Genomic DNA, 13,159 nt, shown 5'->3' on the forward strand with positions numbered 1-13,159 from the left:
TATAAGTAGCGATTAAAAGCGTTTTTGATCGAGGTCTTTCCAATCTGCCTCAAAATGAGACGCGTTTGACCGACGACGGCGAGAAAATAAATCGTTTGGGTTCACACGTTCCATCTTCATCCGCATGTAACCGATGTAGAGGGCAAGTGCTGCCGCGATACCGAATACCGCCCAAATGTTTGAAAGGGCTAAGCCGATTCCGACTGCTGCGAGTAAACCAAAACCGATTTTTGCGATGACTTTTGTTGAACGGATAAACTTACTGATGGCGTAAAATGCAAGCAGTCCACCGAGCCCGAGTCCAATCATATGTGGGAGTGTCCCGATGACGACTGCGAGAAGAGCGATACCAGCAAGTATCATCAAAGCCTGTTTGCCTTTTGATTGCTTCATGATGAAGCCTCCTTTTACTTGATACCTTTATGATAAGGGATGGTGAAAAAAACGACGACGCCCCTCGGACCGTATTCGTCTCGGCCTTGAGGCGGAGTAGTAAGGTCTGACTTTATCGCCCAACGGTTTTTGAAGTGGCTACATATGATAAAATACAAAGGAAGTTACTGGAGAGGAGTGAGGTTTATGAATGTGCAAATCAACGTAAATCAAACACGTACTGGAGAACAGGGAGGGGTTTCCCTCCCTTAAATTAGAGGAGGAAACCATTTGAACGAATGGGGTAAACCACCTGCACATGAGGCAGGAGAACATGAAAATTTAGGACGGATCACTGCAGTCTTTCAAAAACAGTATCGTGTCATGACGGCTGCTGGCGAGACGCTTAGTGAATTATCTGGAAAGATGCGCTTTGAGGCATTGACGAAAGCAGATCTTCCCGCAGTAGGGGATTGGATCATCCAGACAGAGCGAGAAGCGGGATTAGGACGGATTGAGCAAGTTCTTCCGCGGACCTCACAATTCTCAAGAAAAGCAGCGGGTACGGAAGTCGAAGAACAAATCATTTGTGCGAATGTTGACGTAGCTTTGCTCGTCATGGCATTCGGTCACGATTTTAATGTCCGGCGGCTTGAACGTTATTTAACGGTCGCCTGGGAAGCTGGCGTCAAGCCGATCATTGTTTTGACGAAACGAAGTCTGATGGAATCCGTCGAGTCCGAGTTGGCTGAGATTGAAGGAATTGCCTTCGGGACACCTTATGTTGCGATTGATTCGTTGACCGGTGACGGGTTGGAAAGTCTTCGAGATGTTCTCGAACCACGTGAGACGATTGTCCTCGTCGGTTCATCCGGTGTCGGGAAATCGACACTCGTTAATGCGTTAGCAGAGGAACAGTTGATGGAAACAGGTGGCGTGCGAGAAGACGATCAACGCGGACGGCATACGACGACGCACCGTGAACTCAAACGATTAGCGAACGGTCTGTTGCTCGTCGACACACCGGGTATGCGTGAACTGGGACTATGGGACGGAAGTGACGGTCTGACTTCGACTTTTTCTGATGTCGAGTCGCTCGCTGAAAACTGTCGTTTCCGGGATTGCCAACATGGCAATGAACCCGGGTGTCGAGTCCGCCAAGCATTGGAAGATGGAAGTCTTCCGCACGAACGCTGGGAAAGTTATCTGAAGCTGCAACGGGAAATTGCCTATGCTGAACGGAAGCAAAGTGTAGCGCTACAAGCTGCCGAAAAAGAAAAGTGGAAGAAGATTCAGAAAAACGCGCAGGCACATACAAAATTAAAGTATCAAAAAAGATAAGTAAACGAAACGCCGATGTTCCCCTTCTTTACAGGGAATCATCAGCGTTTTTTTCGTTCGCGGTAATTAGATACGCATGTGGGAGGCGCATGGAAAAGTACCGTATTTCTTTTTAAGTTAGCATGCTTTTATCATCGTGCTAAAAATCAGTTCGTGATGTGACTTCCGTCAATTACACATCAAAGTCGATTTCACCGGTCAGTTCATTCAAACGCCGTAAGTCAGCCCGGATTCCATCCGAATCAGAAGCACGTTGTTCCCGTAAAGCCTTTGTTCCGACAGGATGGACTGTGAAGTCACCGGTCAAGGAAATCGTTCGGTTTGATAAACGATCGGTAAAATAACGGTCATGGGAAACAAACAGCAACTCACCGGGAAAAACTTCGAGTGCCGCTTCGATTTGTTCCCGTGTCGCAAGATCAAGGTAATTCGTCGGTTCGTCGAGGATGAGTAAATGCGCGCCGGAAAAATAGAGGCGTAAAAAGGCAATCCGGCATTTCTCGCCCATACTCGCTTCAGCGATTGGTTTATAGACGGTCTCTCGCCGAAATAAAAAGCACGCGAGTAGTGTCCGGGCATCTGTTTCCGATATCTCGCTCGTCTCAAGCAAGGCATCAAGTAGTGTGCCGGTATTCGGTAAGGTGGATAGAACTTGAGAAAAGTAACCGACTTTTAAAGTCGGGTGCCGTTTGATGATACCGGCAGATGGCGCCAATTCTCCAAGTAAAAGACGTAATAACGTCGTTTTCCCAGAACCGTTTCGACCAATCAACGCGATTCGATCGCCACGTTGGATGGAGAACGACACATCCTGAAAGAGCCGGCGATGCGGATAGTCGAATGAGAGAGCATCGACTGAAACGAGACGTTTCGCTAAAAAATGTTCTCCTTCGAATCTGACATGGACGTGGGACGGCGTTTCCGGTTTTTTGACCCGGTGTTCCAGTAGGCGTTCGAGCTGGTTTTCTTTTGCTTTGACTTTTGTCGCATGTTTTGCTGCCTTTTTTTTCGCGTACGGATCTCGTTCACTTGCACTAGCCGTCGCTTTTTGATGCCAATTTTGATATTGACCAATCATCCGGGTGAGTTCTTTTCGTGTTCGTTCTTGCTTCTCATATTGATGCCACTGTGCAGTCCGTTCTTGTTCCTTTAACGTACGGTAAATCTCATAGTTTCCTTCGTAACGTGCCGCTCCTGCTTCAGTCAATTCAATGACGGCGTCAGCCGTCGCATCGATAAAGGCACGCTCATGTGAAACATAGAGCATCGTCGTCTTCGTTTGACGCGTCCACGCGACGAGCCACTCGAGTGTGTCTTCATCTAAATGGTTGGTCGGTTCATCAAGCAGGATGAAGTCCGGTTTCTTCAACAGTAGACATGCAAGTTGAATCCGGGTCTGTTCGCCGCCGCTCAGTGTGTTCAAAGGCTGAAACCAAAGAGATTGCTCGAGTTGAACTTCTTTCAGGACACGTCTCGCATCGGCTTCGAGCGTGAAGGCATCTGCGTCAACGGCAGCCTGGTAGTCGGCCACGGCTTCAGTGGTTAAGGCACGTTCACGTAAGTCGTAACGGGTTACATCCGCCTGTTCGACGATTTGAATTGCTACACTTGTCGAGGGTTCGATTTGTTGGGCTAAGAGCCCGATCCGGTCATACGTGCGATGGATTGTCCCGGTCGTCGGGATGATTTCTTTTAGGATGGCGCGCAAGAGCGTCGTTTTTCCAACGCCGTTCGGTCCGACCAAGGCGACGTGTTCGCCGTCGCGGATGGAGAACGTGACATCGTGGAAAAGACACTGCCCGGCAAAATCGATTTGTAAATCATGGATGGATAATACTTCAGTTGGCATAAGCTCAGCTCCCTTTGTTTCATTTCGGTTGAGATGAAATGAAAACACACCATCCTGAGCGTACGGATGGTGTGCGGGAGTGCAATTCAAAGAAGGTATCCACCTGAAATAGGGAAATACCGAAATTGAGCAGACTCGTAGCGTCAGTCATCCGCAAGCGATTGCGAAAGTGATGAGTTCATTCATCATTAGACGTTAGCGAGTGATTGCTTCATTTCGGTATTGTACCTCCGTTTCATAGACTATGTGTTCAGTCTATCAAGTCACATCAATCATGACAAGTACGAGTTGAGTAAATCTTGCGCGGCAAACGTTTCCTCCGCGGTAGGCGGTAAGACATCTTTTAGCGCATATTCGAGCCCGAGTGCCTCCCATTTATAGACACCTAATTGGTGATAGGGGAGGACTTCAACCCGTTCGACATTTCCGAGTGTTCGAATGAATTCACCTGTTTGCCGTAAAAACGTTTCCGTCATCGTCACGCCGGGGACAAGGACATGGCGAATCCAGACGGGAATGTTTCGTTCTGCGAGCAATTTTGCGAAGGCTAGTGTATTGATGTTACTTCGCCCGGTCAAAATTCGGCACGTCGCATCATCGATGTGCTTGATATCGAGTAAGACGAGATCTGTATAGTCCAGGATTTGATCCAGGTTTTTCGGGACGACCGAACCTGCTGTATCGATGACGGTATGCAAGCCGTTTCGTTTTGCTTCACGCAGCGAGGCTTCTAAAAACTCGGGTTGAGCCAACGGTTCGCCACCGGAGAAGGTCACCCCTCCACCCGTTGCGTCAAAGAAGGAACGATAGCTGTTCGCTTCTTTGATGATTTCTTCCGGTGTTACTTTTCGACCACAACCGAATTCCCAGGTGTCCGCATTGTGGCAATATTGGCAGCGTAGTGGGCAGCCTTGCGTAAAGACGATGAAACGAATACCGGGACCATCGACAGTCCCACAAGATTCGACAGAGTGAACCGTCCCGTAAGTCATAGTGATCAAGTCCTTTCAGAAAAGTTAAAGTGCACCGTGGAATGTACGGTTGATGACATCGATTTGTTGTTCGCGTGTCAACTTAATGAAGTTGACGGCATAACCCGATACACGAATCGTCAACTGTGGATAAAGTTCAGGATGCTCCATCGCATCGAGTAAAGTGGCGCGGTCGAACACGTTGACGTTTAAGTGATGACCACGGGTAGTCGTACCGCCCATATAGCCGTCAAGTAGACCGACTGTATTGTTGATACGTGTTGTTTCATCTTTTCCGAGTGCTTTCGGAACGATTGAGAACGTGTAGGAAATACCATCTAAGGCATGCTCATAAGGTAATTTGCCGACAGAAGTCAACGCAGCGACTGCACCACGTGTGTCACGTCCGTGCATTGGATTTGCTCCCGGTGCGAACGGTTCGCCAGCGCGACGACCATCGGGTGTATTCCCGGTTTTTTTACCGTACACGACGTTTGACGTGATCGTCAGAACAGATTGGGTTGGTAAAGCATCACGATACGTTGGATGTTTCCGGATTTTTTCCATAAAGAGTTCGACGAGATCGACGGCCATTTGATCGACACGATCATCGTTATTTCCGAATTTCGGGAAATCGCCTTCGATTTTAAAGTCGACTGTAATGCCATCCGTATCTCGGATTGGTGTGACTTTAGCATAACGAATCGCTGACAGACTATCGGCGACAACGGATAATCCGGCAATCCCACAAGCCATCGTCCGTAAAATTTCAGGATCGTGGAGTGCCATTTCAATGCGCTCATAACTATATTTATCATGCATGAAGTGAATGACATTCAGTGTATTGACATAGAGCTCAGCTAACCAATCCAATTGTTTATCATAGGCGGCCATGACGGTTTCATAATTGAGCACGTCATCTAAAATCAAGTCGGAAGAAGGGGCGACTTGAATTTTGAGTTTTTCGTCGACGCCACCGTTCAACGTGTAGAGTAAGGCTTTTGCTAAGTTCGCCCGGGCGCCGAAGAATTGCATTTGTTTACCGATTTTCATCGCTGAGACACAACAAGCAATCCCGTAATCATCACCATAAATCGGAAGCATCAAGTTATCATTTTCATATTGGATCGAACTAGACAGGATGGACATCTTCGCACAAAAATCCTTGAAGCCCCGTGGAAGTTTTGGTGACCATAAAACGGTTAAGTTCGGTTCAGGTGCCGGACCGAGGTTGACGAGTGTCTGCAAGAAGCGGAACGAACTTTTTGTGACGTTCGAGCGACCATCTTCACTCATACCGCCGATTGATTCCGTTACCCACGTTGGGTCACCGGAAAAGAGTTCGTTGTAATCGGGTGTCCGAAGAAACTTGACGATGCGAAGTTTCATTACGAAGTGGTCGACAAGTTCTTGCGCGCTCTCTTCTGTCAACCGACCCGTTTGCAAGTCACGTTCGATATAAATATCAAGGAAGGTCGAAACGCGACCGAGCGACATCGCTGCTCCGTTTTGTTCTTTGATTGCTGCGAGATAAGCAAGATAGACCCACTGGAATGCTTCTTGGGCCGTTTCAGCTGGTCGTGATAAGTCACATGTGTAACGTTTACCGAGTTCTGTCAGTTCATGAAGGGCGCGGAGTTGTTCGTTCATCTCCTCGCGATCACGAATCATCGCTTCTGATAAAAATCCACCGTGTGCTTTCAAATCCGCTTTTCTTGCAGCAATGAGGTGAGCTGTTCCATAAAGGGCGACGCGACGGTAATCACCGATGATCCGTCCGCGACCGTACGCATCAGGAAGTCCAGTGATGATACCGGCTTTACGGGCAGCACGCATTTCGGGCGTATACGCATCGAAAACCCCTTGATTATGCGTTTTACGGTACTCGCTAAAAATCTGTGTAACAGTGTCATCTGATTTAAAACCATACGCTTCTAAGGCATCATTGACCATTCGGATACCACCGTTCGGATGAATCGAACGTTTGAATGGTTCATCGGTCTGTAGACCAACGATTTTTTCGAGTTCAGGATTGAGGTAACCTGGACCGTGCGAAAGAATTGAAGATGGAGTTGCAGCATCAACGGCATAGACACCACCACGAATTCGTTCTTCTTCTGTTAACTGCATGATTTGTTGCCATAACGTGTTGGTTGCATCGGTCGGACCGGCGAGGAACTGATCGTCTCCTGTGTATTCTGAGCGATTGCGCCGGATGAAATCAGCGACATCAATCTTTTCCATCCATTCTCCACCTTCGAATCGTTGCCATGCTTGTGTTTTTTCAAGTAACATCATCAACACTCCTTCATTAGTAAGGTCAGCGGTTCTTAATACATCTCTTATGTGAATAGTGTAACAAACAATTCGGGATAGAGGTTTTACGTATATGTGAATCTTTTAACAAATGTAAAAGTGTTGCTATGACTTACTTCACAGTAAATTGTATCAGTCAGTGTCCCGTGTTCAAAAAACAGAAAAAGACTGCTGTGAAAGGATTTTTCTGTAGCTGTATCATTAATTTGTAGTGGAATGGATAGAGACAGAAGCTAGTGTGATAAAAGTCACGCGGCGCTACCTTGTATTTTTAGGACGTATCGTTGACAATGAAAAAGGGAATATAGAACGTGGAGGTGGAGTGAATGGAGTTTTCGCCATTAAAAGAGCAAGCAGACTATCGAACAGGGGACTGGGTTTCCCTAAAAGTATCAACTGAAGGAACAGAACGGATCGGGATGATCACCGAGTTTGAAGACGACGGGTTTTGGCTCCGGTTTGAAGATGATTTTGATTTCGAGGACTTTATCGGTTACGACCAGAAGTACCTCGCACGATTAGTTCGACGCCCAATCGATGTCAGAGCAACTTATCCTGTACTTGCTGGTTTTGAAACACTTGCTGTTGAGCTGCAAGATCGAATGGCGCAAGGTTTCGAAGTGTTAAGTGCAGATCAACAAAATGAGACAGAAATCGTTTTTCATATTCGGTTAATCGATTCTGGAAATGAATATACGCAGACGTTACGCGGTATTAAAACTGAAACCGATGATCGTTTCGAATATGTAACAGAATGATAGACAAGAGAGTAGGAGAAGATACGTTATGAATTTTACTAAACCTTTTATTAATGAAGCGTGGGAACGAGCACGCTTTGAACAAATGATGCCCGTTCAAGAACAAGCCATTCCTCTAATCCGTGAGGGGAAAGATGTCTTAGTCGAAGCGCCGACAGGAACTGGGAAAACGCTCGCTTATGTCATTCCAGCCCTCGAGCGCATCGATCCGAATGAACCACACGTTCAAGTCGCGATTACGGCACCGACACGAGAACTGGTCATGCAAATTCATCAAGTCATCCAATTATTTGCCCAAGGAAGCGGGATTAAGTCAGGTGCGTTCATCGGTGGCGTTGAATTAAAACGTCAATATGAGCGTCTCAAGAAAAAACCACAAATTATTGTCGGGACACCAGGACGCTTAGTTGAGTTGATTGATTCAAAAAAGTTGAAGATGCATAAAGTAAAATTGATTGTTTTAGATGAGGCTGATCAAATCTACGAAAGTGGAATGAGTGCATCAGCGACGCGCATCGCGAACAGTGCGCTTCGTGACCGCCAGTTAGCACTCGTATCAGCAACATTACCTGAACGGACAGCAGAATGGGGACGGACACTTTCGAATGATCCAGAAGTCATCCGAGTTGAACGGACGGAGACGACGCAAGTCAAGTTCGGTTACATCGAAACGTCCCGTCGTCTGAAACCGGAAATGTTACGTCGTTTGTCTAATATGCAACAGGTCAAAGTGTTGACGTTTATAAACAACCGTTCTTTCCTCGGTCCGTTAAACGGTGAATTAAGCAAGTTTTCGCTGAAATACCGGATTTTAGATGCCGAAAAAGGGAAAAGAGAACGGATGGAGACGTTACGTTCATATAAACGGGGAGAGTTTCCGTTACTCGTCACGACGGGGCTTGCTGCACGCGGTCTGGACATTGATGCCGTCACGCATGTCGTGCATTATGATTTACCGGAATCCCTTGATGATTTTGTCCACCGCTCAGGTCGAACAGGGCGTGGGAACGCGTCCGGTATGGTCCTTGCGCTCGTCACGGATCATGATCTGAAACACCTGAAAACATTAGCGAAACAAATGGGTGTGGAAATTGAACCGATGGAGATTTATGGCGGGGAAGTGATTCCAAAACGTGAAGTCACGGAACCGGAAGCACTTAAAAGTCCGGCGAAACCACACCGGAAAGGACCAACACGATGAAAAGTGAGCGAAAGATTATCCCGTTTCCGACGACTGTATCCGAAGCAGAGATGAACACAGCGCTCAAAACTTTATATCAAGAAGCAGCCACTGCTCGAAGCACCGATTGGGTCGCATTTATCGAAGAAATCGCGACGGAAGGACGTTGGTATTTAAAAGATGCTGAGTTATTCCGAGACTTGTTCGTCGATTGGGCCATTTTTTATGAGACCGATGAACAAGGGAAAACACCGCATGGTCGTTTTTTAGAACAAGTCAAAGAAGATATGTCTCAAAGTCTGTATCGTGCCTTAAGAGGGCTGGCCGATCCTGTTCCGTCGCTTTTCCTTGTAAAAGAAGACGGCGTCTTCGACATCATGTCGGAACAAACGTATCAGACCGATTTGACAGAGATTGACGTTGCGGTTGGCGATCTGTTAGTCGGCAAACTTCTCTACATTTCAGGCAAATGGCGATTCGCAATCGCCTATATGAAGGTTGCGCGAGCACTTGTACCTGAAGTGCGTGTTCTTTTAGCTGATTTTGTCGATGAAGTCGGTGACGACGCACTATTGCGTCAGTATCCTGAATTTTGTGCGGAGTTGATTGACTTATTACTCGATATCGAAGAGGGAAACATTGCACCACGACCTGAAGCATAACAGCAAAAAACAAACGTCCATTCAATCCTAAGTTAGGGTGAATGGGCGTTTGTTCGTTTAAAAATCTTGATGGTACAGCGCAATATCGTTTTTTTCGCGGTTTTTGATGCGATACATGGCGAGATCAGCATGTTTCAGCCAACTTTCTAAATCATCGTTTTCGAAAAATGGAGCGACTCCGATGCTGGCCGAGACATGTAACGTTTGCCCTTTATAAACATAAGGGCGACGCAATAATTGTAAGAAATGTTTACAGCGACGTCGGAGTGAAAGTTCATCTTTCGCTGAAGTTAGCAAGGCGAACTCATCACCACCCAGCCGGTAAACTGACTCTTCGCGTTCGAGGTCTAGACTTATTCTACGAGCAACTTCGATTAAGACATAATCACCAGCTTCGTGCCCATACGTATCGTTGATTAATTTAAAACCGTCTAAATCAAGTAACGCCAGATAGTTTACGGACTGGTCAATCGATAAGAATGTCCGTTCGAGCGAACGACGGTTACCGATACCAGTTAAAACATCATGAAACGCGTGGTATTCAATCCGTTGCTGCCGCTCCTTTTGTTCTGTTACGTCGTGTAAGACTAAGAAATGACCGGCCGATTTTGAAGCGATGTGGATGGGGATTTTTGTTAATTCATATTGGCGGTTAGATTCATCGAGATAACGATTGGAATCAAGCTGTAAGGAAGACTGAAGATGTAAGACTGAGTGAGTGGGTACTTCGATTGACAAGGCAGAAAGCTTAAACGTTGCTTGAGCCGCAAGATTGGCATACGTCGCTGTTTCGTTTTGATCAAAGCGGATGATTGGATCAGGATGACTTGAAAACAGTGGCAGGACTTGTTGCTCACTTTCTTTGATTTGCCGGATCCGGTGTTCGATGCGTTCGGCTAACTGTTCGTTTCGCTCGTTTAACTTTTGCACGAGCAACGTATGTTGCCGAGCGATGATGATTTGTCGAATGATTAGTAACAATAAGATGATGAACACATCAAATTTTTTACCTTCGAGTTCGATGACATAATGTAAAAATAGTGGAATTGCGAGCAAAGGCAGCCAAGTTCTCTGAACGACAGGAGACGCTTGTTTACCTTCAGTGATGTGATCAAGGTGCCATAAGATTGCTGCACTTTGAACAAGACGAATCAATACAGGAGAAAAGACTAAATATTGTTCCGTGAAATCTGGAAAGTATACAGCAGATACTTCATACATGCCACGAATGAACAGTGAAAAGAATAGTAGAGATAACGTCGTTCGGGAAACCCAGTGTGTTTCTTGAACAAAAAAGAAGTAGAAGAGAACAAACAATCCGAGTGAAGTGTTGAGGACGACGATCATATCGTACGGGAACGTACTAGCTGTCGGGTCGGCCAGTTCGCTTAATGTATGAAAAGCAGCAAGTCCTAAAAAAACGACGATGATTAGAGCATCCACGAATGCAAGCAGATGTTGTGAAAAACTCTTTTGTGAAGCAATCCGGTAAAAAAGTCCGATTAAAAATATATAGTGCGAAATGGAGAAACAAATTAAGCTATAACTGTTCGGAAAAGACAGCGTATTACTGAATAAGTTAATGGTTTCAAAAATCGAAGCAGCTAGCGAGAAGATAAGTGAAATGAAGGCGATGATCCAAAATTTTCGTCTTGGCACGACGAGTGACCGTTCTTTTTTATAGGCGATGAGGATGAAAAGTCCGATTAAAAGAAATGACAAGTACTCTAGAATTTGTTTGACAAGGTGGTTCATGAATGAGCCTTGCGTGTATGAATAGAGAATTAAAATCAAAGAAATGATTAGTAGTGAAGGGAACCATCTGATGAAGTAGGGGGATTGTTGCATATGCGTTTCCTCCTAGTTGCGTTTTAGTTGAGCGGCGAACTGAAAATTATTTTTGTTCGTATTTTTAATGTGATACATGGCTTCGTCTGCGCGGATCAAAAGGACATTCGAACTTTTTCCATCACTCGGATAAAGCGAAATACCGATGGACGGTGTGACAGACATCGTTTGATCTTTAATATAAAACGGCTCATTGAGTGATGCGAGCAACTTACTCGCAAATGCAGTCGTCTCATCTTCGTCTCGAACGGTGAATAAAATGAATTCGTCTCCTCCTAAACGGGCGACAAGCTCCTCTCCTTGAATTAGTTGTTGTAGCCGGCCTGCGGTTTCTTGAAGTAATAAATCTCCAGCATCATGCCCGTACGTATCATTGATAGCTTTAAAACCATCTAAATCAACAAACAATAACGATCCATGTCGTATGGTAGGGAGGAGAGTCTGCAATTGTTCTTCAAAAAAGCGCCGATTCGGTAAACGGGTCAAAGCGTCATGATTTCCTAATTTCTCCAACCATTGTTCTTGGCGAACATCTTCTGTGACGTCGGATAAAATGATAAAGACACGTTCTTGATCGGCTATACAAATCGACGTCATCGTGTAGATGAGGTCCTCTTCGTCATGGGGGATATAAAACGTTTTTGATAAGGAAGGGACCCCTTTATTGGCATGTAGCGCCTCCATTACTTGTTTGAAAAGACGGACCTGTTCGTCTTTCAATGACTTCTCCATCCATCCTTCTCGAATGGCTGCAGGATTTCCGGATAGAATGTGACTCGCTTGATTTACTTCAAGTACCATTTGCGGATAGGAGAGGAACAGTGCCTTGAATTCTTGTTCGCGTAACCGAAGTAACTCCGTTTTCTGTGAAACGATGGTTTCCAAATTTTCTTGTAGCGAAGTCGTTTCTCGTAAAAGGCGTACATTTTCGCGATAAGAAAAAAGCTGCCGCGTTAAGAAAAGTAAAAAAGTGGTCGCGATTGTGATGAAGTAGAAGCGTGTCGTGACAGGTGAAAACGTGACATAGGTAATTAACAGTAATAGTAAGATGTATGAAAAAGAAGGACGAAGAATTTGTTCAATCCGAAGTAACAATAATTGTTGTTTAGCGATGATCGGTAAATGCCAAGTTACTAGGAAACTAATGAAAAAATAGCTACTCAGCGGATAGAGCGGTAATAAAAGCATTGCGTAAAAAGTAAAATCGTTCAATAAAAAGCTGTAAAATAAAAAGTTGATCATACCTAATAAAAACGTTCCACCCATTAAAAAACTAAAAGCGAACAACGAGACCGGTTTTTTTAAACCGGAAGCATAGAGTAAGAAAAAGAAAAGAGTCAGGAGAATGGTCAAGAATGAATAGATATCCCAGCTGAGCTGCTCCGCGAACGTTCTTGTGTATTCGGGGATGTATTTAAAAATTGTCAAGTATCCAGCAATCATCGCGACAGTAAAAAGTGTCAATGAATCAAGAATTAAAAGCTTTTGTGAACGGAAATGTTCAATATCCAAAAGACGGAATAAAAAAATGGTAATCGTCAAGAGATGGATTGTATAGGGAAAGTCGAGTAGGACGTTCAAATTGACAGACGTGAGCGAAAAGTAACCACTGACAACTCCACCTAAGTCTCCGATGAAATAAGCACTTACAGCAATGAGGATCCATTTAAGTTCTGGTGAAGGTGTTTTTCTATAAAATAAAATGGCGGCACTCGTAATCAATAAAGACCCGACAAAGCTTGAAAAGACGGCTGTGGGTAAGACGAATGAGTTTGGAATTAAAAGAAGGATGGTATACGAGATAATCAAATAAATGACGATTCCTCCTGTCATTCGTTTGAACGCTTTTGACATGAGAAAAC

Annotated in this window: 10 protein-coding genes; 4 read left to right on the forward strand and 6 right to left on the reverse strand. The window is 45.2% G+C overall.

What is annotated here, in order from left to right:
- Positions 1-12: 12 nt before the first annotated feature.
- Positions 13-393, reverse strand: coding sequence for a lmo0954 family membrane protein (locus KNQ05_RS11735; protein WP_029332726.1), 381 nt, complete (start codon positions 391-393; stop codon positions 13-15).
- Between the two features lie 270 nt (positions 394-663).
- On the opposite strand from KNQ05_RS11735, the gene rsgA reads away from it, so the two are divergent.
- Positions 664-1,713, forward strand: coding sequence for a ribosome small subunit-dependent GTPase A (gene rsgA / locus KNQ05_RS11740; RefSeq protein ID WP_088836392.1), 1,050 nt, complete (start codon positions 664-666; stop codon positions 1,711-1,713).
- A 172-nt stretch (positions 1,714-1,885) separates the two neighbouring features.
- On the opposite strand, the gene abc-f is transcribed toward rsgA, so the two are convergent.
- From abc-f to pflB, 3 genes are all read right to left on the reverse strand, one after another.
- Entirely contained in the window at positions 1,886-3,562 is a 1,677-nt protein-coding gene (gene abc-f / locus KNQ05_RS11745) for a ribosomal protection-like ABC-F family protein (RefSeq protein ID WP_214805453.1), read from the reverse strand.
- 272 nt (positions 3,563-3,834) lie between these two features.
- Positions 3,835-4,554, reverse strand: a complete 720-nt coding sequence (gene pflA, locus KNQ05_RS11750; RefSeq protein WP_088836394.1) for a pyruvate formate-lyase-activating protein — start codon at positions 4,552-4,554, stop codon at positions 3,835-3,837.
- A 24-nt stretch (positions 4,555-4,578) separates the two neighbouring features.
- Positions 4,579-6,828 (reverse strand): formate C-acetyltransferase, encoded by a 2,250-nt coding sequence (pflB, locus tag KNQ05_RS11755; protein ID WP_285800489.1) that lies wholly within the window; start codon positions 6,826-6,828, stop codon positions 4,579-4,581.
- 347 nt (positions 6,829-7,175) lie between these two features.
- Between pflB and KNQ05_RS11760 the strand changes: the two genes are divergently transcribed.
- The 3 genes from KNQ05_RS11760 to KNQ05_RS11770 are packed head-to-tail and all read left to right on the forward strand — an operon-like array spanning position 7,176 to position 9,449.
- On the forward strand, positions 7,176-7,607 hold the full coding sequence (locus KNQ05_RS11760; RefSeq protein WP_088836396.1) for a hypothetical protein: 432 nt from the start codon (positions 7,176-7,178) through the stop codon (positions 7,605-7,607).
- A 28-nt stretch (positions 7,608-7,635) separates the two neighbouring features.
- The gene (locus KNQ05_RS11765; RefSeq protein ID WP_214805456.1) at positions 7,636-8,808 is read left to right on the forward strand and encodes a DEAD/DEAH box helicase; all 1,173 of its coding nucleotides are present in this window, start codon (positions 7,636-7,638) and stop codon (positions 8,806-8,808) included.
- Positions 8,805-9,449: a hypothetical protein gene (locus KNQ05_RS11770; RefSeq protein WP_214766646.1), complete on the forward strand. Its 645-nt coding sequence runs from the start codon at positions 8,805-8,807 to the stop codon at positions 9,447-9,449. Before KNQ05_RS11765 ends, KNQ05_RS11770 begins: the two co-directional genes overlap by 4 nt.
- Positions 9,450-9,506: 57 nt before the next feature.
- Here KNQ05_RS11770 and KNQ05_RS11775 read toward each other — a convergent pair whose 3' ends face one another.
- Positions 9,507-11,297, reverse strand: coding sequence for a GGDEF domain-containing protein (locus KNQ05_RS11775; RefSeq protein WP_214805458.1), 1,791 nt, complete (start codon positions 11,295-11,297; stop codon positions 9,507-9,509).
- Between the two features lie 12 nt (positions 11,298-11,309).
- Positions 11,310-13,151 carry a GGDEF domain-containing protein gene (locus KNQ05_RS11780; protein WP_088836400.1) on the reverse strand — a complete coding sequence of 614 codons (1,842 nt, stop codon included), beginning with the start codon at positions 13,149-13,151 and terminating at the stop codon, positions 11,310-11,312.
- Between the last annotated feature and the right edge of the window lie 8 nt (positions 13,152-13,159).

It is taken from the genome of Exiguobacterium sp. s125 (genome assembly GCF_018618605.1).
Lineage (GTDB): Bacteria > Bacillota > Bacilli > Exiguobacteriales > Exiguobacteriaceae > Exiguobacterium_A > Exiguobacterium_A oxidotolerans.